At 42.4% G+C, this 25,782-nt stretch carries 24 protein-coding genes and 1 tRNA gene; 21 read left to right on the top strand and 4 right to left on the bottom strand.

All coding sequences use genetic code 11. The features are described from left to right. Nucleotides 1-43: 43 nt before the first annotated feature. From AC1DQW_RS13705 to AC1DQW_RS13680, 6 genes are read left to right on the top strand one after another with little or no spacing between them, the layout of a single operon-like run. Nucleotides 44-1,144, top strand: a complete 1,101-nt coding sequence (locus AC1DQW_RS13705; RefSeq protein WP_477454588.1) for a glycosyltransferase family 4 protein — start codon at nt 44-46, stop codon at nt 1,142-1,144. Further along, a complete protein-coding gene (locus AC1DQW_RS13700; RefSeq protein WP_477454587.1) occupies nt 1,134-2,543 on the top strand; it encodes an exosortase Y-associated Wzy-like protein in 1,410 nt (469 codons plus the stop codon). The genes AC1DQW_RS13705 and AC1DQW_RS13700 overlap by 11 nt, the downstream gene beginning before the upstream one ends. Beyond that, nucleotides 2,540-3,679, top strand: a complete 1,140-nt coding sequence (locus tag AC1DQW_RS13695; RefSeq protein WP_477454586.1) for an XrtY-associated glycosyltransferase XYAG1 — start codon at nt 2,540-2,542, stop codon at nt 3,677-3,679. The genes AC1DQW_RS13700 and AC1DQW_RS13695 overlap by 4 nt, the downstream gene beginning before the upstream one ends. After that, nucleotides 3,676-5,091: an exosortase Y gene (xrtY, locus tag AC1DQW_RS13690; RefSeq protein WP_477454585.1), complete on the top strand. Its 1,416-nt coding sequence runs from the start codon at nt 3,676-3,678 to the stop codon at nt 5,089-5,091. Before AC1DQW_RS13695 ends, xrtY begins: the two co-directional genes overlap by 4 nt. After that, entirely contained in the window at nt 5,084-5,638 is a 555-nt protein-coding gene (locus AC1DQW_RS13685) for a WcaF family extracellular polysaccharide biosynthesis acetyltransferase (RefSeq protein WP_477454584.1), read from the top strand. The genes xrtY and AC1DQW_RS13685 overlap by 8 nt, the downstream gene beginning before the upstream one ends. A 14-nt stretch (nt 5,639-5,652) precedes the next feature. After that, nucleotides 5,653-7,224 (top strand): hypothetical protein, encoded by a 1,572-nt coding sequence (locus AC1DQW_RS13680; RefSeq protein WP_477454583.1) that lies wholly within the window; start codon nt 5,653-5,655, stop codon nt 7,222-7,224. A gap of 80 nt (nt 7,225-7,304) precedes the next feature. Here AC1DQW_RS13680 and obgE read toward each other — a convergent pair whose 3' ends face one another. The 4 genes from obgE to AC1DQW_RS13660 form a co-directional block, all read right to left on the bottom strand. Then, entirely contained in the window at nt 7,305-8,303 is a 999-nt protein-coding gene (gene obgE / locus AC1DQW_RS13675; RefSeq protein ID WP_477454582.1) for a GTPase ObgE, read from the bottom strand. Between the two features lie 110 nt (nt 8,304-8,413). Further along, on the bottom strand, nt 8,414-8,986 hold the full coding sequence (locus tag AC1DQW_RS13670; protein WP_477454581.1) for an adenylate kinase: 573 nt from the start codon (nt 8,984-8,986) through the stop codon (nt 8,414-8,416). A gap of 56 nt (nt 8,987-9,042) precedes the next feature. Continuing rightward, nucleotides 9,043-9,116, bottom strand: a tRNA-Arg gene (locus AC1DQW_RS13665). A 178-nt stretch (nt 9,117-9,294) separates the two neighbouring features. Further along, a complete protein-coding gene (locus AC1DQW_RS13660) occupies nt 9,295-9,756 on the bottom strand; it encodes a redoxin domain-containing protein (RefSeq protein ID WP_477406341.1) in 462 nt (153 codons plus the stop codon). A gap of 244 nt (nt 9,757-10,000) precedes the next feature. On the opposite strand from AC1DQW_RS13660, the gene AC1DQW_RS13655 reads away from it, so the two are divergent. The 15 genes from AC1DQW_RS13655 (at nt 10,001) to AC1DQW_RS13585 (ending at nt 25,744) form a co-directional block, all read left to right on the top strand. Further along, nucleotides 10,001-11,740 carry an ABC transporter permease gene (locus tag AC1DQW_RS13655; protein WP_477454580.1) on the top strand — a complete coding sequence of 580 codons (1,740 nt, stop codon included), beginning with the start codon at nt 10,001-10,003 and terminating at the stop codon, nt 11,738-11,740. A gap of 119 nt (nt 11,741-11,859) precedes the next feature. Beyond that, nucleotides 11,860-12,414: an ABC transporter permease gene (locus tag AC1DQW_RS13650; RefSeq protein WP_477454579.1), complete on the top strand. Its 555-nt coding sequence runs from the start codon at nt 11,860-11,862 to the stop codon at nt 12,412-12,414. A gap of 206 nt (nt 12,415-12,620) precedes the next feature. Then, nucleotides 12,621-13,610 carry an NAD(P)H-quinone oxidoreductase gene (locus tag AC1DQW_RS13645; protein ID WP_477454578.1) on the top strand — a complete coding sequence of 330 codons (990 nt, stop codon included), beginning with the start codon at nt 12,621-12,623 and terminating at the stop codon, nt 13,608-13,610. 156 nt (nt 13,611-13,766) lie between these two features. Continuing rightward, nucleotides 13,767-15,272, top strand: a complete 1,506-nt coding sequence (gene atpD / locus AC1DQW_RS13640) for a F0F1 ATP synthase subunit beta (protein ID WP_477407234.1) — start codon at nt 13,767-13,769, stop codon at nt 15,270-15,272. Nucleotides 15,273-15,413: 141 nt separating this feature from the next. Continuing rightward, entirely contained in the window at nt 15,414-15,668 is a 255-nt protein-coding gene (gene atpC / locus AC1DQW_RS13635) for an ATP synthase F1 subunit epsilon (protein WP_477420136.1), read from the top strand. A 127-nt stretch (nt 15,669-15,795) separates the two neighbouring features. Next, entirely contained in the window at nt 15,796-16,038 is a 243-nt protein-coding gene (locus tag AC1DQW_RS13630) for a hypothetical protein (protein ID WP_477454577.1), read from the top strand. Next, on the top strand, nt 16,038-16,328 hold the full coding sequence (locus AC1DQW_RS13625) for a type II toxin-antitoxin system RelE/ParE family toxin (RefSeq protein WP_477454576.1): 291 nt from the start codon (nt 16,038-16,040) through the stop codon (nt 16,326-16,328). The genes AC1DQW_RS13630 and AC1DQW_RS13625 overlap by 1 nt, the downstream gene beginning before the upstream one ends. A 509-nt stretch (nt 16,329-16,837) precedes the next feature. After that, complete coding sequence (gene ilvD, locus AC1DQW_RS13620; RefSeq protein ID WP_477402890.1) at nt 16,838-18,547, top strand: dihydroxy-acid dehydratase; 1,710 nt, start codon at nt 16,838-16,840, stop codon at nt 18,545-18,547. A 94-nt stretch (nt 18,548-18,641) separates the two neighbouring features. Continuing rightward, nucleotides 18,642-20,396 carry a biosynthetic-type acetolactate synthase large subunit gene (gene ilvB, locus AC1DQW_RS13615; protein WP_477454575.1) on the top strand — a complete coding sequence of 585 codons (1,755 nt, stop codon included), beginning with the start codon at nt 18,642-18,644 and terminating at the stop codon, nt 20,394-20,396. A gap of 47 nt (nt 20,397-20,443) precedes the next feature. Then, entirely contained in the window at nt 20,444-21,046 is a 603-nt protein-coding gene (gene ilvN / locus AC1DQW_RS13610; protein WP_477402888.1) for an acetolactate synthase small subunit, read from the top strand. Nucleotides 21,047-21,216: 170 nt separating this feature from the next. Next, nucleotides 21,217-22,275: a ketol-acid reductoisomerase gene (gene ilvC, locus AC1DQW_RS13605; RefSeq protein WP_477402887.1), complete on the top strand. Its 1,059-nt coding sequence runs from the start codon at nt 21,217-21,219 to the stop codon at nt 22,273-22,275. A gap of 147 nt (nt 22,276-22,422) precedes the next feature. Next, nucleotides 22,423-23,838 (top strand): 3-isopropylmalate dehydratase large subunit, encoded by a 1,416-nt coding sequence (gene leuC, locus AC1DQW_RS13600; RefSeq protein ID WP_477454574.1) that lies wholly within the window; start codon nt 22,423-22,425, stop codon nt 23,836-23,838. An 83-nt stretch (nt 23,839-23,921) separates the two neighbouring features. Continuing rightward, nucleotides 23,922-24,242, top strand: coding sequence for an antibiotic biosynthesis monooxygenase family protein (locus tag AC1DQW_RS13595; protein WP_477454573.1), 321 nt, complete (start codon nt 23,922-23,924; stop codon nt 24,240-24,242). A 20-nt stretch (nt 24,243-24,262) separates the two neighbouring features. Then, a complete protein-coding gene (gene leuD / locus AC1DQW_RS13590) occupies nt 24,263-24,853 on the top strand; it encodes a 3-isopropylmalate dehydratase small subunit (protein WP_477454572.1) in 591 nt (196 codons plus the stop codon). An 87-nt stretch (nt 24,854-24,940) separates the two neighbouring features. Then, on the top strand, nt 24,941-25,744 hold the full coding sequence (locus tag AC1DQW_RS13585; protein WP_477454571.1) for a methyltransferase domain-containing protein: 804 nt from the start codon (nt 24,941-24,943) through the stop codon (nt 25,742-25,744). Nucleotides 25,745-25,782 lie beyond the last annotated feature (38 nt).

Genomic DNA, 25,782 nt, shown 5'->3' with positions numbered 1-25,782 from the left:
AACCACTCATCCCATCCAATATTACGCCCCGGTTTTTAAACTAATGAATGAACGGCAAGGGGTTGAGATTAAAGTATTTTACACCTGGGGCGAAAAAGCTCAGGAAAAATTTGATCCCGGTTTTGGAAAAACTATATCCTGGGATTTACCGCTAATGGATGGCTATCCGTATGAGTGGATGAAAAATATTTCCACCGACCCGGGTTCACATCATTTTAAGGGCATAGTTAACCCCGAACTTAATGATCAAATAAAAGCCTGGCAGGCCGATGCAATATTGATTTACGGCTGGGCATATGACAGCCATTTAAAAGCAATAAGACATTTCAAAAACAAATTGCCGGTTTATTTCAGGGGCGATTCAACTTTGCTTGATGCTCAAAAGGGATTTAACGTGTTATTAAGGTTTGCTTTTTTAAGGTGGGTGTATCATCATATTGACCATGCATTTTATGTGGGCAGCAATAACAAAGCCTATTTTATGAAACATGGTTTAAAAGAACGGCAGCTTAGTTTTGCTCCACATGCAATAGATAACGAAAGATTTGCAGCGGATAGCGCTATTGAAGCCGGCAAACTAAGGCAAAACCTGCGCATTAATGCCGGTGATACATTGATATTATTTGCGGGTAAGCTCGAAGAAAAAAAATCACCTCAATTATTGCTGGATGCTTTTTTAACTTTGAACATGCCAAACACGCATTTACTGTTTGTTGGTAATGGTATTTTAGAAGTTTCACTAAAAACCAATGCCGGCAAAAACAACAATGTTCATTTTATGGGATTCCGGAATCAATCATTAATGCCTGCAGTATACCAGTCCTGCGATTTATTTTGCCTGCCCTCAAAAGGACCTGGCGAAACCTGGGGGCTCGCAGTAAATGAAGCTATGGCCGCAGGTAAGCCTGTACTGGTTTCTGATAAATGCGGCTGTGCTATTGATTTGGTAATACCCGGCTCTACCGGAGAAATATTTGAAGCCGGAAATCTCGCAGATATCACCACAAAACTAAGCGGGCTTGTTAATGATAAATCAACGCTGAAGATTTTAGGCAACAATGCTAAGGATAAAATAGCCTCCTGGAGCTTTAATAACCAGGCCGATGCGATTTTAAACGTAATAAATAATAGCGATGCAAAGTAAACAGGCGCCTGTAGAACGCATCCTGGTATTATTCATCCCCTGGGTTTTAGCTGCTTTGCTGAAGAGTGATTATGAATTATCATACATAATCGCCTGGCTTGGATCATTCCTGATATTTTTTCTGACGCAAACTGGTTGGGTTAAGCCCTTGCCTGATGACAGGAGTGTTGCCGAACAATTAATGCGACCAATTTTTTTAGTACAGATAATTTTTGCCGGATATATGGCCTGTACCTCTATATTCTATTTCATGGATGTATTAGGGTATCAAAACTTTGAAAAAGTAAGCACTACGTTAGTTGACCAAAACAGGCTGCAATTGACGGCGCAATGCCAGCGGTATTACTGTTTAGGGCACGCGGCCTTTATCTCTGGCGTTTTGATCTTTATGGATTATTCGGCAAAACCTAAATATTATGTTGCAAAAGATAAACTGGCAAACTTATTAATGTTGTTAGCTATTTTCAGTTTCCCTGCTTCTATATTGTTTATTAAAATTCCTGGTTTATCGCAATTTGCAAATCAGTTCAGTTCATTGAGTTTTATAGCAGGTACATTAGCTCTTGCATTTGCTATACCACTTAAAAAAATTGGTAATACATTAATTTGTATTTGCTTTTACTTTTTTAACTTTTACCAGGCCCTCATATCGGGTTTTAAAGAACCCATTATTATAAGTGTTTTGGTTTTGGGCGTTTTCCTTTACCCCAACTATAAAAAGTTGGTGGCGGGTATTTTCATCCCCCTGCTACTTCTTCTGTTTATGTTTTTGCCTACTTATAACCGCATATTCAGGCAAAATGCCTGGTCGGGTGAGACTTCCGCAGATGAAGCCAGTCAACTGGCTCTGGATGCCGCATTAGGAAATAATTCCGGAGAGGAAGACAATTCAAACTGGGGCTTCCTTGCTTTCAGGTTAAGCGAGATTGATATGTTTATAAAGTTTACGCAATCAACACCAAAAAACGTCGACTTTTATGGTGCAAAATTGATTAAGCAATCGGGCATGGCCATTATTCCACGTATTTTTTGGCCAGGCAAACTAAGTACCGAAGATTTGATCATGGAACGTGTTTATGATGCCGGTGTGGTAAACAGGGCATCAACCGTATCAGCAAAGCCGGCTTTTGTTGTTGATGCATACCTCACTTACGGTACCGTGGGGGTATTTTTATTCATGTTTATTTATGGGGCAGTAGCACAGCTGATCTCTGTTAAAGCTGAAAAACTTTTTGGCGGGTATATTTTAGGAACGGCCCTCGTGTTTAGCGGGCTATTCCAGGTCATGTGGCGCGGCCTCAGCTTTGAGTTCCTGGTCAATAGCGTATTTTGGAGTTACATCAGTATGCTGCTTATCCATAAAATACTTGTATCGTCTAATATATTAAAAGAGGTTTGAGAATTTTACAGATTTCGCCCTCATACAAACCAGCCTATATTTATGGCGGGCCAATTATGTCTGTAGCTATGCTTTGCGAACAGCTTGTAAAAAGCGGCAACGATATCAGTATGTACGTAACCACAGCTAATGGCCCTCACGAACTCGAGGTAATCCCTAATCAAACGGTGATGGTTGATGGTGTAAGCGTTACCTATTTTAAGCGTATTACTAAAGACCATAGCCATTTTTCTCCCGCATTGCTAAATGCAGTTTGGAAAAACTCCCGGGCCTATGATTTGGTGCATGTACATGCCTGGTGGAACCTTGTTTCGGTACTATCCTGCCTTATCGCAGTAATCAGAGGGGTGCCTGTTTTAGTTTCAACAAGGGGTACGTTAAGCCCTTATTCGTTTCAAAATAAAAACCAGGGTATCAAATCAATCATTCATAATTTATTAGGGAGGCCGGTATTAAAGCGTTGCCATATCCACGCAACATCTCCAAGAGAAAGCGATTCGGTTAACTGTATTATTAATCCAAAAAGTACTACCATAATACCCAATTTTGTAAAACTGCCTTTTTTTCACTCATCTTCTCAAACCGCGATTTCGTGGCCAATTAAACTGATCTTCTTTTCAAGGATCGAGGAGAAAAAAGGACTGGATATCCTGTTCAATGCCCTCGGGATGGTTAATGCCTCTTTTCATCTTACCATTGCCGGCAATGGCAATGAACAATATGTTGAAAGTTTAAAATCACTGGCCATAATTAATGGTATTGCCGATAAAATAACATGGACCGGCTTTATTAATGAAGATAAGTTTAAAATACTACAGCAGCACGATCTGTTTATATTACCGTCGTACGATGAAAATTTTGGCAACGCGGTAATTGAAAGCCTGAGTGTGGGCACCCCTGTTTTGATCAGCGAGGAAGTTGGATTAGCTGACTACGTAAATAAAAACAATTTGGGTTGGCTTTGCAAAACAACCGCAGCATCTGTTGCAGAAACGATTGATCAAATTGCAAACAAGCAGAGTGAACTTTTAAGCATCAGGGAAAGTGCACCCATTATTATTTACAATGATTTTTGTATCGACAGCTTAGTTGAAAAATATATAGGTTTGTACAATAAAATAATCAAGCAGTATTGATCCCGGCATACTCATTCATCATCCTTACTTACAATGAAGAGCAGCACCTGCCGCGTTTGTTGGCATCCATCAGTGAGTTGAATGCACCTCTTTTTATTTTGGATTCGGGCAGTGATGACGCCACTATCGCGATAGCAAAAAAAGCAGGAGCAACAATCTTGCAGCACACTTTCGAGAATCATCCTAAACAATGGGACTTCGCACTTAAAAACTTCGATATTAAAACCCCCTGGATTATTTGTTTGGATGCCGACCAGGTTGTTACCCCGGAACTGAAGGAGAAACTGATCAATTTTAAAGAAGATGAGTACCGCGATGTTAATGGGATTTATTTCAATCGTAAAAATTTTTTTAAAGGCCGCTGGATAAAACATGGCGGTTATTATCCTTTTTACCTGCTTAAAATGATCAGGTACGGGGTTGGCTATTCTGATTTGAATGAGAATATGGATCACAGGTTTATTGTTCCCGGCAAAACCGAAGTATGGAAGAATGGCTATATCCTGGAAGAAAATCTGAAGGAAAATAACATCAGTTTTTGGATAGCCAAACATAATCGGTACAGCGATCTGCTGGCCCAGGAAGAGGTAGAGCGAATGCAAAACATGCGGCAACAAACTATTAAGCCGTCATTATTCGGCCCGCCGGATGAGCGTACAGCCTGGTTAAAGAAACTCTGGTGGCAACTACCACGCTATGCAAGGCCGATGCTTTACTTTATGTACCGCATGATTTTTCAATTAGGTATACTGGAAGGGCGCGTTGGCGTAATATTTCATTTTTTACAGGGATTTTGGTTTAGGCTGATTGTTGATGTTAAAATTGACGAGATTCTGAAAAGCAAGCAAGAAACGGCACAGACAAATCAAACCAACATCTCCCCCTTCAAATTTGTATTTACATTTCTACTCCTGTTCCTGCTGTTCTATTATTTTAATATTTTGTTTTTTGGCATCACCAGCCCGGGCAGCCACTATTATCCTTTTTTGGCTGATTATTTAAACTACATACAAGGGCTGCGATGGATATTGTTAAGCGCTAGTTCACAGGTGCTCGGCTGGCTTGGTTTCACAGCTATACACAATGGCACCGAATTATTGGTAGCCGGCAAGGGTACCATCGTATTGGTATACTCCTGTCTTGGGCTTGGGTTAATCAGTTTCTTTTCGGCATTTGTAATAGCTTATCCCAAAAAGCCGAAACAAAAAATGTTTTTTTTGATTGCCGGTATTTTAAGCATCGAACTCTTAAATGTTATTCGTTTTGTGCTTTTAGCTTTGTTCTGGAACAAAAAGGCTAACCAGATAGTTGATCATCATACCATTTTTAACATCACTTTGTACATCATCATCATGATAACCCTGTATTTTTGGGTAAAAAAAAATGATAATACAATCAATAAACATGCTTAAAACCAACCTTTCCGCCTATAATAACTACCCTTTCCACCCTGGTGGGAATGCGATAAAAAGGCTTTTATGGTTTTATGTGAACGCTATCTTTTTAAAGACAAGTATTATCCCATCCAGTAGCTTTAAGGTGTTTTTATTGCGGATATTTGGCGCGAGGATTGGCAAAAACGTAACTATTAAACCCTGTGTAAATATCAAATACCCCTGGTTCCTGCAAATAGGCGATGAAACCTGGATAGGCGAAAATGTATGGATCGACTGCCTGGTGATGATTAACATTGGAGCTAATGCATGTCTTTCGCAAGGGGCTATACTGCTCACTGGGAGTCACAACTATAAAAAAACATCCTTCGACCTGATAACCAAAGGGATCATTTTAGAAGATGGTGTTTGGATTGGTGCGGGGGCCATAGTAAACCTCGGTATTACTGCTGCAAGCCATTCGGTACTTAACAGCGGCTCTGTAGCAACCAAAAACCTGGAGGCTTACGGCGTTTACCAGGGAAACCCCGCTATAAAGATCCGCGAACGTGAGATAGGCTCATAAAATACTTCAAACATATGATATTAAAAAAATCACAAACCCATCGAAATATCCTGATAGCATTAGGTATAATGGTATTGGTAATGGGTGTACTGATATTTATTGCCCCTACGGCTATCTTCCCTGACCCAAGCTGGGGCTTCCACGTTTTGCAAAAAATGCAGGCTGGTGGGGGCTTTAATATGGCAACCAAACCAGATCCGGCCGACATCAGTAAAAACTATACCGAATTTTTATCGTGGTGGTCGCCGGGACAGTATTTGGTTCCTTACCTTTTTAAATCTGTTTTTGGTATTAATACCGGGCAGGCATCGGCAATTACCATTACCGTATTTAGTTTATTGGGAATAGCCGGATTTTATATTTTTTTTAAAAAAGCTGGATTTTCTCAGCTTCTGGCAGCGGTTAGCGTGCTGGTAATTGTAATTCAACAGGCTTTTTTTATTCCTTACGTTTTTTATAATGGTGGCGAAGTTTTACTTTTTGGCTTTATTGGGTGGTTCTTGTATGGTTGTATAAGTGTTGATAAAACCACCTGGAAACTTGCACTCTTCCTGCTGCTTTCAGGATGGATAGGCTTTTTCTGCAAATCATCCTTTTTGTGGATGTATGCTGCTGGCTGTTTGTATATCTGGATCAAACTATCCCAAAAGCAATTAAATTTAATGGTGTGGATTAAGAACGGCGCCTGGATTGGAATTCCTGGTATAATATCGATAGGTACTATTATTATTTGCTACCTGTCTAAGGGGGCAAACCCGGCATCAGATTCATCAGGATTATTGCTAAACTGGGAAACTTTTAGCTTCCCGCTGGCCTCCCCTATTTTAGCCGGTTTCTCTTTAGATGATATGGTGAACGGGTTACTGTTCCACGGTAATGGATCTGTATTGAGTCCTTTTTGGTCGTTAATTGTACTGTTATTAGCGGCACTATTAAGTATATTGCTCATCATCAATGTCATCCGTACCGTACCAAGTAAGAACTATACCTTATTGCTTTTTATTTTTTATGTGCTTTCGGTACTGTTTTTTGGTTATAGCTTTTTGCGACAGGCAAATATTTCGTACGAAGCAAGGCATTTTAGGATCATAGGTTTATTGGTAACACCGGGCGTGGTTTACCTGGTAAGCCGGTGGAAACAACCTTTTAAAATAGCGTTCACCATTGTATGCCTGTTTATTGCATTCTGGAGTATCAGGTATTTTGTACCCAGTTACCATCAAAATAAAACATTAAACGCGAGGGGCACATCGGGTATAGCGCAACTATTTATAGATCAGCAATCTCTGGATTATATTATGGATCTGGATAGAAAAACAAAGAATGCGCTATTCGTTTTCATCAGCCCCGACCTGGGCCTGGAGATTAACCATAATCGTTATATCATCTTAGATCCTATCGATTCGGATATCAAAATTGAATATGACAGCTATGTACACTATGGCCATGCCGGACCGATCTACATCCTGCTCCCGGCAGGCTACATGGGGCCAAAATCAAACATTATACGTAAATGCTTCCCAGGTTACAAGGGTTTCCGAATGGATATGCTGAGTAACAAATACGTGCTTTATTCGGCTAAGTAAGTATAGTTTTATTGCAAAAAAAAGAAGTTTTAATCACTTTTAAACAGGTTTTATTTACAAATATTAAACCCGTTTAAATTTTACTTATTTATCTCGGCCCAAAGCAGGTCCTTCAATCCCATCAAGTTTTTTTGTGCTACTGATGAAATAAATATCGAAGGAATACCTTCCGGTAATTCGTTTTGCATTTCTGCCTGCAGTTCATCATCCAGCAGGTCTGTTTTGGTAACAGCTAAAACGCGGGGCTTATGCATTAGTTCGGCATTGTACTCCTGCAGTTCGTTCAATAGTATTTCGTATTCCTCTTTGATGGTGCGGGTGGTATCAGCAGGTACCATAAATAACAATACCGAGTTACGCTCGATGTGCCTCAAAAACCTAAACCCTAAACCTTTTCCCTGCGAAGCTCCTTCTATGATCCCCGGAATATCGGCCATCACGAACGATCGGTTATCACGATAGGATACAATGCCCAGGTTAGGTACTAATGTGGTAAAGGCATAGTCAGCAATCTCAGGCTTGGCAGCAGATACAACAGACAGCAGTGTTGATTTACCTGCGTTAGGGAAGCCAACCAAACCAACATCGGCCAGTATTTTAAGTTCAAGTACGTTCCAGTCCTCTCTGCCGTCTTCGCCGGGTTGGGCAAAGCGGGGGGTTTGCTGGGTTGGCGTTTTAAAATGCCAATTACCTAAACCGCCACGACCGCCCGGTGTTAATATTTTAGTTTCGCCATCCTGGGTTATCTCGAAGATGATTTCCCCGGTTTCGGCATTTTTAATGGTTGTACCAAGGGGCACTTCCAGTATCTCATCCCTGCCGGTTTTACCACTCCGTAATGAACTTCCACCCGAATCGCCATCTCCAGCAATTACGTGCTTGCGGTATTTAAGGTGCAGCATGGTCCACAACTGGGCATTGCCCTTTACGATCACATGACCGCCGCGACCGCCGTCGCCGCCATCAGGACCGCCTTTTGAAGTTAATATATCACGATGTAAATGCGCTGAACCCGCCCCTCCGTGACCACTCCGGCAACAGATCTTCACATAATCAACAAAATTGGAACCTTGCGACATAGTTTTTATTTTTTTGTCGAAAAGTCTGAAAGTCAGTAAAGTCCGGAAGTTTAAGAATTTTAACGTTCTTAACTTTCGGACTTTACTGACTTTCGGACTTTCCCGACTCTTTAATACGCTTCAATAACTTCACCTATCTGACCAAAAATATGGTCGATAGGGCCGATACCGTGTACGCTTTTAAATTTCTCCTGGTTTTTATAGAAATCGGCAACAGGGGCCGTTTTATCATTATACTCTTTAATACGTTTACGGATCACCTCCGGATTGGCGTCATCAGGCCTGCCGGATGCTTTACCCCGCTGCAATAAACGCTGCTCCAGTTCATCATCATCTACCTCAAGCGCTATCATACCAGATATGGCATCACCTTTACTGGTCAAAAGCCTGTCTAAAGCTTCGGCCTGCGCAACTGTACGCGGGAAACCATCAAAAATAAAACCTTTTGCATCCTTGTTGGCATCCAGCTTATTGCTGATCATACCTATAACAACCTCATCCGGAACCAGCATTCCCTCGTCCATCAGCTTCTTAGCTTCTAACCCAAGTGCTGTTCCCTGCGAAATTTCGCCTCGTAAAAGGTCACCTGTTGATAAATGGATCAATCCATGTTTTTCAATAAGCTTTTGCGACTGAGTCCCTTTCCCGGCTCCGGGAGGACCAAACAATACCAGGTTTAGCATGCTCGTAATAAATTAAAAGCCTTTCGGTACAACACAGAAAGGCTTAACGTTATGGGTGCACTTGAAGGGAGTCGAACCCCTAACCTCCTGATCCGTAGTCAGGTGCTCTATCCAATTGAGCTACAAGTGCATTATTTCATCTATCCACACAAAACCGGGTAATCTCCCACTTATGGTGCTTTTTGAAACGGAATGCAAAGATAGGATTTTATATTACCGATGCAAAAAATTTATAAAAAAGTTTATTAAACAACAAAGTTTAGCTGCCCTATACCCAACCTTGTAATCAACAACCTGGTCAATTAAAACTACTTTACAACTGCTGCAATTGCTTCAAAATTTGGCAAATCGGTGGCTACTTCCAAAACTTCGGCATAAATGATGTTCTGTTCCTCATCAATTACAAAAGCGGCACGTTTAGATACCCCTTTTAAACCCATCACAAAATCAGCATATATAGCCCCGTAAGCGGTGGATACTTCTTTATTAAAATCAGACAACAAGTCGAACTGGTAATTATTTTCTTCCTTAAACTTAGCCAGTGTAAAAGGCGAATCAACCGAGATCCCTAATATAGTGGCGTTTAAACCATCATAATAGCCAAAGCTATCGCGCATGGTACATAACTGTGTAGTGCAAACACCTGTAAATGCTAAGGGGAAAAAGTGCAGCACTACTTTACGACCCCTGAAATCGGCCAGTGATGAGCTTTGCAATGATGATGATACTAATGTAAATTGTGGTGCCGCCTGGCCTTCTTGTAATAACATAGCGAATTTATTTTTTGCAAATAAATTGTATTTATGGCGGAGTTGCTAATTACACAGATAATTGAAATGTCAATTTTAGTCCTTTAAATACCCGGCTTGCCTAAACTAACTAATTAGTTTAACTTTATTTAACAAATAGATTACTATTGATTAACTAACTTGGAGCTATAAAACTACTTATGTATAACCGTTTTACAATGTATAGGTTATATATATGCATTCAACCTGTAAAAACTTTGCGGCCATGATTAAAACCTTTATCAAAATAGCACTCAAAAGCCTTCTAAAAAACAAAGCTGTTACCATTATCAACATTTTAGGGCTGGCCATGGGCCTGGCTACCTGCCTGCTGATTGTGTTTTACGTAGTTGATGAATTAAGCTACGATAGGTTTAACGTTAAGGCCGATCGCATATTCCGTGTTAATGCCGACATAAAATATGGGGGCAACAGCAGTTCATATGCGGTAACACCTCCCCCCCTTGCCGCGGCGCTTGGCAATGAGTTTCCTGAAGTTGAGAAAGCCGTAAGGATGATAGCAGCTACCGATATCCGGTTTAAAAAAGGCAATGAGCATGTGAACGAAAGCAAGGTAGTTTATGGCGATGCCGGCATATTTGATGTTTTTACCCTCCCCCTGCTTGATGGCGACCCGAAAACTGCTTTAAAAGAGCCCAATACTGTTGTACTAAGCGAGACAGCAGCCAAAAAATACTTTAACCGCACCAATGTTGTTGGGGAATACATTACTTTAGTTAACAGTAATATCAACTATAAAATAACCGGAGTAGTACAAAACATCCCGGCACAATCGCATTTTAATTTTGACTTCTTCCTGTCAATGTCATCGTTGGAATCGAGCAAGGCCACTAACTGGAATGGTTTCAGTTTTACTACTTATGCTTTACTTAAGCCGGGCGCAGATACTAAAGGATTTGAGAAAAAGGTTGATGACTTGTTCCGCAAATACTTTGCTCAACAACCCGGTTTCAACTGGCAAAACTTCGAAAAAAATGGCAACGCTATCAGCCTGAATTTAACTCCGCTTACAAAGATCCACCTTACCTCAAACCGGCAATACGAACTTGGGGCCAACAGCAGCATGGATTATGTATACATCTTCTCGGCCATTGCATTGTTCGTACTGCTTATTGCCTGTATAAACTTCATGAACCTTTCAACAGCCCGCTCAGCAAACCGGGCACGGGAGGTAGGGGTACGTAAGGTATTAGGCTCGTCACGCAAAAATCTCATTTTTCAGTTTCTGTCCGAGTCCTTATTGATTACATTATTTGCAACAATAATTGCCATTACAGTAGCTTGGTTTCTTTTGCCATTATTTAACCAGGTATCGGGCAAGGAACTTACAATTTCGGTTCAAACAATCCAATGGCTTTTCCCTGCGCTACTTGCAATTATTATAGTGGTTGGGGTAATTGCAGGATCATACCCTGCATTTTACCTTTCCAGCTTTGAGCCCATAACTGTCTTAAAAGGCAAACTATCTACTGGCTTTAAGGGCGGTGGTTTTCGTAACTTTTTGGTAGTAGTGCAATTTTCCATATCGATATTTTTGGTGATAGGCACATTGGTGATCTATAACCAATTAAACTTCATTCAAAATAAAAACCTGGGCTTTGATCGCAGCCACGTATTGGTAATCAGGAATACCATAGGGCTTAACAATGCCAAACTATTTAAGCAGCAGGTTAAGGAAATTACGGGGGTTACTAACGCCTCGTTAAGCGGCTTTATACCAACCAGCAGTCTCAGGCAACCAAACTCGGTGTTTACCAATAAGGTACCGAATTCCAGGAATGCACTATTTACCGAAGTCTGGCCTATTGACGGGGATTATTTAGCAACAATGGGTATGAGTCTTTCAAAAGGGCGCAATTTCTCAGATCAAATGACCACTGATTCGGCAGGTATGATCATCAACGAAACCGCCGCCCGCATGCTTGGTTTTAGTAAAACCCGCTGAACCGTTCATTATATTACATAGCCGACGGCTCAAAAAAAGGTGTACAGGAATACCATGTTATCGGGGTTGTAAGGGATTTTAATTTCAGCTCGTTAAGAGACAATATAACACCGGTGGTAATGATACTGGAAAATAACACTAATGCTTTAAGCATCAGGTTGAATGGAAATAATGTGAAACCATACATACCACAGATAGAAAACAAATGGAACGCAGTATCACCCAATCAGCACATGGCTTACTCATTTATGGATGATGATTTTAATTCGGCATATCATACCGAACAGCGCACTGGCTCATTATTTTTAATTTTTACAACTTTAGCGGTAATCATTGCCTGCCTTGGCCTGTTTAGTTTAGCCGCTTACGCGGCCGAGCAGCGCAATAAGGAAATAGGCATCCGTAAAGTATTAGGCGCAAGTGTTTCAGCCATAGTTACTATGTTATCAAAGGATTTTATTAAACTGGTAGCTATCTCGTTTGTAATTGCCTCCCCCCTGGCATGGCTAACTATGCAAAAATGGCTGCAGGGTTTTGCCTACCGTGATAATGTTCAATGGTGGGTAATAATTATATCAGGCTTAGGCGCTATAACTATCGCATTCATCACCATTTTTACGCAATCATTCAAAGCGGCCATAAGCAATCCCGTTAAAAGCTTAAGAAGCGAATAATCCGCTGTTTTACCGGCTCATTGACAGGTCTTCACCAAGATAGGGAGCTGGTTGCCTGGTATAAATATAACAACGCGATAGCAGATATATGTCCTGTTGACAAATAAAAACACCGTTGAATAAAATTTAGGTAACTTCTTAGCGTTTAGGAGTTGAGTTTACATTTTTCAAGTTAAGAATACATTTGCCGCATATTTATTACCTCTATGAAAGCCGTAATTATAACACAGCCCGGCGGGCCTTCTGTTTTGCAAATAGCCGAAAGACCAAAGCCTGCTTATGGCGATAATGAAGTACTTATACAGGTGATGGCGGCAGGCGTAAACCGCCCCGATGTTTTTCAGCGTAAAGGTAATTATCCGCCGCCGGCAGGTGCACCTGTTGATATCCCCGGCCTGGAAATTGCCGGTATTGTAATTGCAATTGGCTCAACCGTTACCCAATTAATGGTTGGCGATAAGGTTTGCGCACTTGTTGCAGGTGGTGGCTATGCCGAATACTGTAACGCACCCGAAGCACAATGTTTGCCTATACCTGATGACCTTTCTTTTGCCGAAGCGGCATCACTGCCAGAAACATTTTTCACGGTATGGAGCAATGTATTTGACAGGGCTGCTTTAAAACGAAAAGAAACCTTGCTGGTTCATGGCGGCTCGAGCGGCATTGGTGTGGCTGCCATACAAATGGCAAAAACGCTGGGACATAAAATTTATGTAACAGCCGGATCGGATGATAAATGCCGCTTTTGCGAAGCTTTGGGCGCAGTAAAGGCCATCAACTATAAAACAGAAAATTTTGCTGATGTTATTATGGAACTTACCGGCGGCAAAGGCGTTGATGTGATACTGGATATGATAGGCGGCAGTTATACCGAAGGAAATATCAGGTCGCTTGCAGTTGATGGCAGACTGGTATTAATAAATACCATGAATGGCAGTAATGTACAGATTGACCTGGCCCAGGTGATGAGGAAGCGACTGGTAATTACCGGCTCGACGCTGCGTTCACGGGAAGTGGAATTTAAGGGGAAGATAGCCCAAAATTTAAAGGCGACCATTTGGCCGCTTTTAGCATCCGGTGATATTAAGCCGGTTATCCATTCGGTTTTCCAGGCCGCTGATGCCTGCAAAGCCCATGAGCTGATGGAAAGCAGCACACATATTGGCAAAATTATACTCAATTTTGACCATCAGTAACAATAATTAAAGCCGGTATAAATTATCATGCAAAAATGTTGTCTTTGCTATTTAAATATTTGGATAGAAATCATAACTTTGCGCCTCTGAAATAGCATCTTATATTTTTTATATAGAGTTATTAAAAAGGAAAATTTTTTAAACACCAGGTTATATATGCCAAACATTGGAAAAATATCACGGATCATCGGTCCGGTAGTTGACGTAAGTTTCGCTGATGACGCTCATCTTCCCAAAATTTATGATGCGTTAGAGATCACGAAAGATAATGGCCAAAAAATCATTTTAGAAGTTCAACAACATTTAGGCGAAGATCGTGTGCGCGCGATTGCGATGGATTCAACAGACGGATTGCTACGTGGCATGCCGGTTGTGGATCTGGAATCGGCTATTAAAATGCCGGTTGGCGAAAACATTAAAGGCCGTGTATTTAACGTAGTAGGCGATGCTATTGATGGCATCCCTGATCTTGATAAAACCAATGGTCGCCCTATTCACAATATTCCTCCGCGTTTCGAAGATCTGTCTACCGAAACTGAAGTATTGTTTACAGGTATCAAAGTTATCGATTTATTAGAGCCTTATGTAAAAGGTGGTAAAATTGGTTTGTTTGGTGGTGCTGGTGTAGGTAAAACAGTATTAATACAGGAGCTGATCAACAACATCGCGAAAGCTTATGCCGGTCTTTCGGTATTTGCGGGTGTTGGCGAGCGTACACGTGAAGGTAATGACCTTTTGCGCGAGATGCTTGAAGCAGGCATTATAAAATATGGTGATGCATTTATGCATTCAATGGAAGAAGGTGGCTGGGATTTGTCTAAAATAGACAGGGAAGCCATGAAGGATTCTAAAGCGACATTTGTTTTCGGACAGATGAACGAGCCTCCCGGTGCCCGTGCACGTGTGGCCTTATCGGGTTTAACTATTGCCGAATATTTCCGTGACGGAGATGAGGACGGTAAAGGCCGCGATATCCTTTTCTTTATCGATAACATTTTCCGCTTTACACAGGCAGGTTCTGAAGTATCGGCGTTATTAGGTCGTATGCCATCTGCGGTAGGTTACCAGCCAACACTGGCAACAGAGATGGGTACCATGCAAGAGCGTATCACTTCAACCAAACGTGGTTCAATTACATCTGTACAGGCCGTTTACGTACCTGCGGATGACTTGACCGACCCTGCACCGGCAACAACATTTGCCCACTTAGATGCTACAACCGTACTTTCACGTAAAATTGCCGAGTTAGGTATTTATCCTGCGGTGGATCCTTTGGATTCTACATCACGTATCCTTAGCCCCGCTATTTTAGGTGACGAGCACTACAATACAGCTCAGCGTGTTAAAGAAACTTTACAACGCTACAAAGAGCTGCAGGATATCATCGCGATTCTTGGTATGGACGAGTTATCTGAAGAAGATAAACTGGTTGTATCACGTGCGCGCCGTGTTCAGCGTTTCTTGTCACAACCATTCCACGTTGCCGAGCAGTTCACCGGTTTAAAAGGTGTATTGGTTGACATTAAAGAAACCATTAAAGGTTTCAACATGATCATGGATGGCGAAGTTGATGAATACCCTGAGGGTGCATTCAACTTAGTTGGAAGCATTGAAGATGCCATTGAAAAAGGCAAGAAGTTATTGGCTGAAGCCAATAACTAAGATATGAGATTTGAGATATGAGATTTGAGATTTAACATTTCAAATCTCATACTCATATTAAAATAACAAGAGGTATCAGGTATTAGATCGAAGACATTCCAGTCTCACATCTCACATATCATATCTCACATCCAAAAAGAAATGACTTTAGAAATTCTTACTCCCGATAAAAAAATCTATGAGGGCGAAGCCACATCGGTAACTGTTCCTGGTATGTTGGGATTATTTGAAATATTAAACCACCACGCCCCTATCATATCAACCCTTCAGGATGGTAAGCTAACCGTTCGCGGTGGCAGCGCTGTTAAAGAAGAAGTGTTTTTTATAAAAGGCGGTGTTGTTGAAGTACTGAACAATAAGGTCATTATTTTAGCTGAAGGCATTCAGCATAAATAAACTATACCCTTATTTTTAAAAACGTCCGGGTATATTGCCCGGACGTTTTTTTTTGATCATTTTTTGAACAGTGAAACCCTATTGTAACTCTCTTAAAAAAACATAAATTTGTATATAAGCTAAACTAATGGCAACAACATTAAGTATCCGCCAAAAATTAATGACCTATCTCGCCGATGCAGATGATAGTAAAGTAAAGGCTATTTATACCCTCTTGGAAAGAGAGATTAAAGAAGAAGGCGACTTTAAACTAACTGATGAGCAACTTGGTATATTGGATAAAGAACGCGCTATGCATTTAAGTGGGAAAACTAAATCTTATACCCGCCAGGAGGCTACTCAAATTATTAAAGGACAGCGCAGTTTTTAATGTACCAGTTGACTATTAAGCCGCGTGCTATTGAAATGGCCAAAGATGCCTATGAATGGTATGAGGAGCAACAAATAGGCTTAGGCGATTTATTCTTAAAGGAATTGGATCGCTGTTATGACAAGATAGAAGTGTGGCCAGCATCGTACGCCAAAATCAAAAACAACTTTCGTCAAATTATCTTAAGAACATTCCCTTATGTGGTCGTCTTTGAGGTTTTTAAAAATGACGTTGTTGTTTATGCCGTTTTCCATACCAGCCGTAGCCCTAAAAAGAAGTTCAAAAAGTAAGCCTGTATATAAGTTATTGATCTTCGTGAAAATATTAAAGAAGCCGGACAGATGCGTGGGCTTCAGATGTGCGGATATTACTTTTTAAGTCGTGAATTTTAGAATAAGACCTGCGAATTTTGACTTAAAGCAACTGCGTCATCATCTGCATATCTGCACATTTGAAATCTGCACATATAAAGGCATATCTGAACAAACTTTTCCCGTCATCTACCCCATTTCAGGAAGAAAATCGGCAACTTACTATGCATGCATAAAATATGTACCGAATACCGTTTTGAACTTTGGTCTATTCTATTAAAATTTATATATCGAATAAACATGTAAATACATAACTTTGTATCGTTAAAACATAAAATTACAATATAATATACTTTTTTAAAAAATAAATCTTAACTATTGTTATTCCTTGCTGCTATATCTACCTTACGTATATTGATTCAAGCAATCAAATAAACCTGGTCAACAACAAGAATAATTTATAAAGTTAGTTTATCTAAACAAATAAAATGAGTTCATCATCAGATACCATAGCGGCTATAGAATTGAATAAGTATAGCAAGAATTTAACGCAAGACCCAACCCAGCCGGCAGCGCAGGCCATGCTTTATGGCATTGGCTTAACTGATGATGACATGCAAAAAGCACAGGTTGGTGTGGCCAGTATGGGTTACGATGGTAACACCTGCAACATGCACTTAAACGACCTTGCCAAGATAGTTAAACAAGGTATCTGGGATGAAGATTTGGTAGGCCTTATTTTTCATACCATTGGTGTAAGCGATGGCATGAGCATGGGTACCGAAGGCATGCGCTATTCATTGGTAAGCCGCGATGTAATTGCAGATTCAATTGAGGCGGTTTGCGGAGCGCAATATTATGATGGATTGATCACCCTTCCGGGCTGTGATAAAAACATGCCAGGCTCTGTTATAGCCATGGGCAGGCTTAACCGCCCGTCGATTATGGTTTACGGCGGCACTATAAAGCCAGGCCACTATAAAGGTGAAGACCTTAACATTGTATCGGCGTTTGAGGCCCTGGGCCAAAAAATAGCCGGCAACATTACGCCCGAGGATTTTATGGGCGTGGTAAAAAATGCCTGCCCAAGCGCAGGCGCCTGCGGCGGTATCTATACAGCAAATACCATGGCATCGGCAATTGAGGCTTTGGGCATGAGCTTGCCTTACTCTTCTTCGAACCCTGCATTAAGCCCCGAGAAAAAAGCGGAATGCCTTGCAGCCGGTAAAGCGATAAGGGTATTGTTAGAGAAAGATATTAAACCATCAGACATCATGACCCGTGCGGCATTTGAAAATGCTATAGTAACCATCATGGTTCTTGGTGGCTCAACCAACGCCGTACTGCACCTGATAGCCATGGCAAAAGCCATTGGCGTTAAAGTAACCCAGGATGATTTCCAGGCGGTAAGTAACCGCATCCCGGTATTGGCCGATATGAAGCCAAGCGGTAAATACATGATGGAAGACCTGCATAAAGTAGGCGGTGTGCCTGCGGTAATGAAATACCTGTTAAAATTAGGCTGGATAGATGGCAGCTGTTTAACAGTAACCGGCAAAACCATAGCAGAGAATTTGGAAGAAGTTCCTGAAATGGAGTTTGAAAACCAAAAGATCATATTCCCGGCAGAAAATCCTATAAAAGCCACCGGTCACCTGCAGATCTTATACGGAAACCTTGCCGAAGGTGGCAGCGTTGCCAAGATCAGCGGTAAAGAAGGCGAACGTTTTGAAGGCCCTGCCCGCGTATTCGACGGCGAGTTTGAACTTATCCACGGAATCACAAGCGGCCATGTACGTGCCGGCGATGTGGTGGTTATCCGCAACATTGGCCCTAAAGGCGCACCGGGAATGCCCGAAATGCTGAAACCAACAGGCGCCATTTTTGGTGCAGGCTTAGGCGCTTCGGTAGCGTTAATTACCGATGGCCGCTTTAGCGGTGGTACGCATGGTTTTGTGGTTGGCCACATTACACCCGAGGCTTATGATGGTGGTTTGATTGCCTTTGTTAAGGATAATGACACCATTGAAATTGATGCCACAACAAACACCATGACGCTGAAGGTATCCGAAGAAGAAATTGCGGCACGCCGAGTCAACTGGGTACAGCCCGAGCTAAAAGCGAAAAGAGGGTTACTGTACAAATACGCCAAAACGGTAAGCACAGCTGCAGAAGGTTGTGTAACAGATGAAATGTAGCCCCACCCCCTAAAGGGGGAACAGGAAAAAGGGCAAAATATAAACAAAAAATATACACTTAACACTCCCCCTTTAGGGGGCTGGGGGGCAAAAAATGGAGACGCAAACAATAATTCAGGAAATTGGTGAAATCACAGGAGAATCTGAGAAAGCACCAGTAGTTGAAGTTTCAGGATCGGTAGCATTATTGGAGGCATTGATTGTTGAAGGTGTTGAAACCATCTTCGGTTATCCGGGTGGCGCAATTATGCCTATCTACGATGCCTTATTTGATTACAATGATAAGCTGAACCATATCCTGGTCCGCCATGAGCAAGGCGGCATCCACGCCGGCCAGGGTTATGCACGTACATCCGGCAAAGTGGGTGTAGTGTTTGCTACCAGCGGTCCCGGTGCAACTAACCTGGTAACAGGCTTAGCTGATGCACAAATAGATAGCACACCATTGGTATGTATTACCGGCCAGGTTTTCGCGCACCTTTTAGGTACCGATGCTTTCCAGGAAACCGATGTGATTAATATTACTACCCCGGTAACCAAATGGAACTACCAGGTAACCGATGCCAATGAGATCCCTGAAGTGATTGCCAAGGCGTTTTACATTGCCAAAAGCGGCCGCCCCGGACCAGTATTGATCGACATTACAAAGAATGCGCAGATCCAGCTGTTTAACTATAAAGGTTATACACCCTGCAACCATATCCGCAGCTACAGGCCAAAACCTATAGTTCGCCCGCAGTATATCCAGGAAGCCGCCGCTTTAATTAACGAAGCGAAAAAACCATTTATCCTTTTTGGACAAGGTGTAATTTTGGGCAGCGCCGAGCAGGAGTTTAAAACTTTTGTTGAAAAAAGTGGCATCCCGGCAGCATGGACTGTTTTAGGTGCGGGCGCTATCCCAACAGATCATCCGCTAAATGTGGGCATGCTGGGGATGCACGGTAACTATGGCCCAAATGTGTTGACCAATGAATGCGATGTATTGATAGCTATCGGGATGCGTTTTGACGACCGTGTAACCGGCCGCCTTGATAAATATGCAAAACAGGCTAAGGTGATCCATTTGGACATCGACCCGGCCGAGATAGATAAAAACGTAAAATCAACCGTACCGGTTTGGGGCGATTGCAAAGAAACCCTGCCGTTGCTTACTGCATTGGTTGAGGCCAAACAACATACCGAATGGCTTGCTAAATTCAATGAATACACCCGCCAGGAAGTAGAACAGGTGATTGAACCTGAACTAAACCCAACATCGGCAGAAATGACTATGGGCGAGGTGATTAAGCAACTTAACGAAATAACCAAAGGCGAAGCTGTAATAGTTACGGATGTAGGCCAGCACCAGATGGTGGCCTGCCGTTATGCCAAACTTAATAAAACCCGCAGCAATGTTACCAGCGGTGGTTTAGGTACCATGGGCTTTGCCCTGCCGGCTGCCATTGGTGCTAAATTTGGCGCACAGGACCGCACGGTTGTTGCCATTATTGGCGATGGCGGTTTCCAGATGACCTGCCAGGAATTGGGTACTATAATGCAATGCGGCATCGATGTAAAAATCATCATCCTGAACAACCGTTTCCTGGGCATGGTAAGGCAATGGCAGGAGCTGTTCAACTCACGYCGTTATTCGTTCGTTGATATCCAAAGCCCCGATTTTGTGGCGCTGGCAGCAGCATACCGCATCCCCGGTAAGTGTATTGATGACCGCAAAGATCTGCCATCGGCATTAAATGAAATGCTGAGCAACAAAGGGTCATTCCTTTTAGAAGTAATGGTTACCAAAGAGAACAACGTGTTCCCGATGGTACCGCAAGGATGCAGTGTAAGCGAGATCAGGTTAAAATAGAGCCCCTAACCCCCGTTGGCTAACGGGGGAACTTAAAAAAAGAAATCATGACCCAGGATACAGAAAAACAGGAATTTAACATAACGGTTTATACCGAGAACCAGATTGGTTTGTTAAACCGGATAGCTATTATATTTACCCGTCGTAAAATCAATATTGATAGTTTGAATACTTCTCCATCGGAGATAGAGAGCATTCACCGCTTTAATATCGTGATCAACGAATCGGAAGATGTGGTGCGCAAACTTACCCGCCAGATAGAAAAACAGGTTGAGGTATTAAAATGCTATTATCACACCAACGAAGATGTTATTTGGCAGGAAATGGCGTTATATAAAGTATCAACCGATGTTATTGCCGAGAAGGTGAGCGTTGAGCGTTTATTGCGCGAGAACGGAGCCCGTGTAGTAGTGTTGCGCAAGGATTATACCGTGTTTGAAACCACCGGCCACCGCGAGGAAACGGATAACCTGATCAGCATTTTGCAACCTTACGGCCTGATAGAATTTGTTCGCAGCGCACGTGTGGCAATTATTAAAGATAGTGACGGATTTAACCGTAAATTGCGCGAGTTTGAGCGCCTTGAACCGGGCGAAGACGTTATTGAGAACGAATTTTTAAACCAGGGGCAAAAAGTATTTACGATGTAAAAGCCCCCCGGCCCCCTGAAGGGGGAGTGAGAAGCGTAACCTTAAATTAATAATAATCAAAATCGGTGAAATCATCTTTAATCGGTGAAATCCCAACTTTAATATAAACTTTAACAATAAAATCGGTGAAATCATCCTTAATCGGTGAAATCACAAAAAATCAAAAAACAATGGCAAAATTAAATTTCGGCGGTACCGAAGAAAATGTAGTTACCCGCGATGAGTTCCCTTTATCAAAAGCTCAGGATGTTCTTAAAGACGAAGTTGTAGCAGTAATTGGCTATGGCGTTCAAGGTCCAGGTCAGGCGTTAAACCAAAAAGACAATGGTATCAATGTAATTGTTGGTCAGCGTAAAGGCACCAAAACATGGGATAAAGCTATCAGCGATGGCTTTGTACCGGGCGAAACCCTTTTTGAAATTGAAGAAGCTTTAGAAAAAGGAACTGTAATTTGCTACTTATTAAGCGATGCAGCGCAGATTGCCTTATGGCCAACTGTTAAAAAACACCTTACTCCAGGTAAAGCATTATACTTCTCTCACGGTTTTGGTATTACTTTTAACGAGCAGACAGGCATCGTTCCACCTGCTGATGTTGACGTATTTTTGGTTGCCCCTAAAGGCTCCGGTACTTCATTACGTCGCATGTTCCTTCAGGGCCGTGGCTTAAACTCAAGCTACGCCATCTTCCAGGATGCAACTGGCAAAGCATTTGATCGTGTTATCGCTTTAGGTATCGCTGTTGGTAGCGGTTACTTATTCGAAACTAACTTCAAAAAAGAAGTATTCAGTGATTTAACCGGCGAGCGTGGTACGCTGATGGGTTGTATCCAGGGTATTTTTGCTGCTCAGTATGATGTACTGCGTGCTAATGGCCACTCACCTTCTGAGGCTTTTAACGAAACCGTTGAAGAGTTAACCCAATCATTAATGCCTCTTGTTGCAGAAAACGGGATGGATTGGATGTATGCCAATTGCTCAACTACAGCACAACGTGGTGCTTTGGATTGGTGGAAAAAATTCCGTGATGCCACTAAACCGGTATTTGAAGAATTATACAAAAGCGTTGCAACCGGCAAAGAATCACAACGTTCAATTGATTTGAACAGCCAGCCGGATTACCGCGAAAAATTAGATGCCGAACTGAAAGAATTACGCGAAAGCGAATTATGGCTTGCAGGTAAAACTGTACGCAGCTTACGCCCTGAAAACCAGGTTGTAGAAGCGTAATAAAAAGGTGAAAGCCGAAAGGCGAAAGCCAAAAGCCCCCATGTCATTGCGAGCGTAGCGCGGCAATCGCGAACTATGCATAACTACATGCAAGGTTTGCGATTGCTTCGTTCCTCGCAATGACATATTTAATAAAGAAATACTATCATGGGACAAACATTATTTGATAAGATTTGGGATGCGCACGTCGTCAGTAGCAACGAGGGTTTTCCTGATATCTTATACATCGACACACACTTCATTCACGAGGTAACCAGTCCGCAGGCATTTGATGGTTTGCGTGCAAGGGGTTTACCTGTTTTCAGGCCAAAACAAACCGTGGCCACTGCTGATCATAACGTTCCTACAATTAATCAGCACCTTCCCATAAAAGAAGAACTTTCCCGCTACCAGGTTGATATGCTCACCAAAAACTGCAAAGAGTTTGGTATCGAGCTTTATGGTTTAGGTCACCCTTTCCAGGGTATCGTACACGTAATAGGGCCCGAGTTGGGTATCACCCGTCCGGGTGGCACTTATGTTTGCGGCGATAGCCATACTTCAACACACGGCGCCTTTGGTGCCATAGCGTTTGGTATAGGCACCTCACAGGTTGAGCAGGTAATGGCAACGCAGTGTTTGCTGCAATCGCGCCCAAAACGTATGAAGATTGAGGTTAACGGCAAGCTGCAAAACGGTGTTGGCGCAAAGGATATTATCCTGTATATCATCTCCAAAATTTCGGCAGCCGGCGGTACAGGCTATGCGGTGGAATATGCCGGCGACACCATCCGTGCATTAAGTATGGAGGGCCGTATGACCATCTGTAACATGAGCATCGAAATGGGTGCCCGCTGCGGATTGATAGCACCTGATGATACAACCATTGAATATGTAAAAGGCCGCGAATTTGCCCCTAAAGGCGAAGAGTGGGACAAAGCAATAGCTTACTGGAAAACTTTATACTCAGATGCTGATGCAGCTTTTGATGAAGTATTATCCTTTAAAGCCGAAGATATTGAGCCAATGATCACGTACGGAACAAATCCGGGTATGGGTATTGGCGTTACACAACACGTTCCCGAAACTGCTTCGTTCGAGGCAAAAGAACAGGGATCATATAAAAAAGCCCTTGATTACATGGGCCTGCATGATGATGAGCAATTATTAGGTAAACCTATTGATTATGTTTTCATCGGCAGCTGCACCAACTCCCGCATAGAAGACCTGCGCCAGGTAGCCGAATTTGTAAAAGGCAAACACAAAGCAGATAACGTAGTGGTATGGGTAGTTCCCGGCTCCAAACAAGTACAGCAACAAGCCATCCGCGAAGGTCTGGACAAGATCTTTGATGCCGCAGGTTTCCCGCTTCGCGAACCGGGCTGCAGCGCATGCCTTGGTATGAATGAGGATAAGATTCCCGCAGGTAAATATTGCGTATCTACCTCCAACCGCAACTTCGAAGGCAGGCAGGGACCAAACAGCCGCACCTTCCTGGCAAGCCCCTTAACAGCGGCAGCAAGTGCTATTACCGGGAAGGTAACGGATATCAGGGAGTTTTTGTCTGAATCAGAATTAGTTTGAATAGATATGAGACGTGAGATATGAGATTTGAGACAGCTTCAAAAACCTCATATCTCACATCTGATATCTCAAATCTAAATAAAATGATACTTGAAGTTGCCATACTGAATGTGATACCCGGGCAGGAGGATGACTTTTTAAAAGCGTTTTCACAAGCACAGGGCATCATATCAAAAATGATCGGTTACCATTCCCATCAATTGAAAAGATGCATTGAGCACAAAAGCCAATTCATTTTACTGGTAGAATGGGAAAAACTTACCGATCATACAGTGGGCTTCAGAGAATCAAAAGAATATCAGGAATGGAAAGGTCTATTGCATCATTTTTATAACCCTTTCCCTACTGTAGAACATTATACGGATATTGAGATAGCGGGCGAAAATCTCAAATCTCATATCTAACATCTCAAATCTAAAAAAAGATGGCAACCAAAATATTCAAACATATACAAACCAGCGTGGTGCCTCTGCCTATCGAGAACATCGATACAGACCAGATCATCCCCGCAAGGTTTTTGAAAGCCACTACCCGCGATGGTTTTGGCAATAACTTATTCCGCGACTGGCGTTTTGACGGAGACGATAACCCTAAACAGGATTTCGTACTCAACAACCCAAACTACAGCGGTAAAATACTGGTTGCAGGCAAAAACTTTGGTTGCGGCAGTAGCAGAGAGCATGCTGCCTGGGCCATTGCCGATTATGGCTTTGATGCCGTAGTAAGCAGCTTTTTTGCCGATATTTTTAAAGGCAACGCCCTTAATAACGGCTTGCTGCCGGTACAGGTGAGCGATGAGTTTTTAAAGAAGATCTTTGATGCGGTTCATGCCGATGAACATGCAGTTGTAGAGATTGACCTTGTTGACCAGTTCATTAAAATTGTAGCCACCGGCGAGCAGGAAACCTTTGAGGTTAACCCCTACAAAAAAGCCTGCATGACCAACGGTTATGATGATATCGACTACATCCTGAGCAAAAAGGAGCTGATACAGGAATTTGAAGACCAGAGGTAAAAGGTTAAAGCTGAAAGGTTAAAGGCGAAAGGTGAGAAAAACCATACCCGACTGCAAAGACCAATGAACTAATGAACCAGTGAACTAATGAACCAAAATAAAACAATTCAAAGAGAAGGTAAAGGTACGGCGAAGTTGTTTGACGAACGTAGTTTGGCGAATGATTATGCAACGCTCGCATCTGCCCTTAAACCTGGGTTGAAGGTTTTGGACGTGGGTTGCGGTACTGGCGCTATCAGTAAAGATATAGCTGCCAAAGTTGGTTCAACCGGTCATGTTACGGGTATTGATAATACGGAGTATTTTATACAAAGCGGTAAGGAAACTTATGCTGATATTAAAAATCTTGATTTGATCTATACCGACCTGTTTGCTTTTGAACCTGAAGAAAAGTTCGACCTGGTTGTAGCTGCAAGGGTTTTGCAATGGCTGAACAACCCTGTTGAAGCTTTAAAAAAGATGTACTCGCTGTTAAAACCGGGTGGCATAGTGTCTATTTTGGATTATAACCACGAGGCACTGGAATGGCAGCCGCAACCGCCGCCAAGCATGCTGCGGTTTTATGCTACCTTTTTAAGATGGCGCGGTGATGCCGGCATGAACAACCACATAGCCGAAGACCTGCCCGGATATTTTGAAGAAGCCGGTTTTGCCAACATCGCGGAGTTTAACGCCGACGAGGTTTACCAGAAAGGCGAGGAGAACTTTACCAACAAAGCAGGCATCTGGGCAAAAGTGGCCATGTCAAAACAAATGGTTGAGGAAGGTTATATTGATGATGAGCTGCGCTTGTTAGCGATAGACGAGTATACCGAATGGGTAGAAACCGACGCCGAGCGCATGACAATGAAATTAAAAGAAATACGCGGCACAAAACCGCATAATATCTAACTATAAAAAACATTCCTCCGACTACTGGCGGAGGTTAG

Source organism: Mucilaginibacter sp. P5_A4 (genome assembly GCF_056400605.1).
This window is presented reverse-complemented; position numbering and strand designations above follow the sequence as displayed.

Excerpts from the sequence above, each read along its gene's own strand:
- AC1DQW_RS13705 (WP_477454588.1), top strand. The coding sequence starts at position 44 with ATGAATGAACGGCAAGGGGTTGAGATTAAAGTATTTTACACCTGGGGC.
- AC1DQW_RS13595 (WP_477454573.1), top strand. The coding sequence starts at position 23,922 with ATGATACTTGAAGTTGCCATACTGAATGTGATACCCGGGCAGGAGGAT.
- AC1DQW_RS13660 (WP_477406341.1), bottom strand. The coding sequence starts at position 9,756 with ATGTTATTACAAGAAGGCCAGGCGGCACCACAATTTACATTAGTATCA.
- AC1DQW_RS13700 (WP_477454587.1), top strand. The coding sequence starts at position 1,134 with ATGCAAAGTAAACAGGCGCCTGTAGAACGCATCCTGGTATTATTCATC.
- AC1DQW_RS13585 (WP_477454571.1), top strand. The coding sequence starts at position 24,941 with ATGAACCAAAATAAAACAATTCAAAGAGAAGGTAAAGGTACGGCGAAG.
- AC1DQW_RS13645 (WP_477454578.1), top strand. The coding sequence starts at position 12,621 with ATGAAAGCCGTAATTATAACACAGCCCGGCGGGCCTTCTGTTTTGCAA.
- obgE (WP_477454582.1), bottom strand. The coding sequence starts at position 8,303 with ATGTCGCAAGGTTCCAATTTTGTTGATTATGTGAAGATCTGTTGCCGG.
- AC1DQW_RS13670 (WP_477454581.1), bottom strand. The coding sequence starts at position 8,986 with ATGCTAAACCTGGTATTGTTTGGTCCTCCCGGAGCCGGGAAAGGGACT.
- AC1DQW_RS13625 (WP_477454576.1), top strand. The coding sequence starts at position 16,038 with ATGTACCAGTTGACTATTAAGCCGCGTGCTATTGAAATGGCCAAAGAT.
- ilvN (WP_477402888.1), top strand. The coding sequence starts at position 20,444 with ATGACCCAGGATACAGAAAAACAGGAATTTAACATAACGGTTTATACC.
- atpD (WP_477407234.1), top strand. The coding sequence starts at position 13,767 with ATGCCAAACATTGGAAAAATATCACGGATCATCGGTCCGGTAGTTGAC.
- atpC (WP_477420136.1), top strand. The coding sequence starts at position 15,414 with ATGACTTTAGAAATTCTTACTCCCGATAAAAAAATCTATGAGGGCGAA.
- ilvD (WP_477402890.1), top strand. The coding sequence starts at position 16,838 with ATGAGTTCATCATCAGATACCATAGCGGCTATAGAATTGAATAAGTAT.
- AC1DQW_RS13655 (WP_477454580.1), top strand. The coding sequence starts at position 10,001 with ATGATTAAAACCTTTATCAAAATAGCACTCAAAAGCCTTCTAAAAAAC.
- ilvC (WP_477402887.1), top strand. The coding sequence starts at position 21,217 with ATGGCAAAATTAAATTTCGGCGGTACCGAAGAAAATGTAGTTACCCGC.
- leuD (WP_477454572.1), top strand. The coding sequence starts at position 24,263 with ATGGCAACCAAAATATTCAAACATATACAAACCAGCGTGGTGCCTCTG.
- AC1DQW_RS13685 (WP_477454584.1), top strand. The coding sequence starts at position 5,084 with ATGCTTAAAACCAACCTTTCCGCCTATAATAACTACCCTTTCCACCCT.
- leuC (WP_477454574.1), top strand. The coding sequence starts at position 22,423 with ATGGGACAAACATTATTTGATAAGATTTGGGATGCGCACGTCGTCAGT.
- AC1DQW_RS13680 (WP_477454583.1), top strand. The coding sequence starts at position 5,653 with ATGATATTAAAAAAATCACAAACCCATCGAAATATCCTGATAGCATTA.
- AC1DQW_RS13650 (WP_477454579.1), top strand. The coding sequence starts at position 11,860 with ATGATACTGGAAAATAACACTAATGCTTTAAGCATCAGGTTGAATGGA.
- AC1DQW_RS13630 (WP_477454577.1), top strand. The coding sequence starts at position 15,796 with ATGGCAACAACATTAAGTATCCGCCAAAAATTAATGACCTATCTCGCC.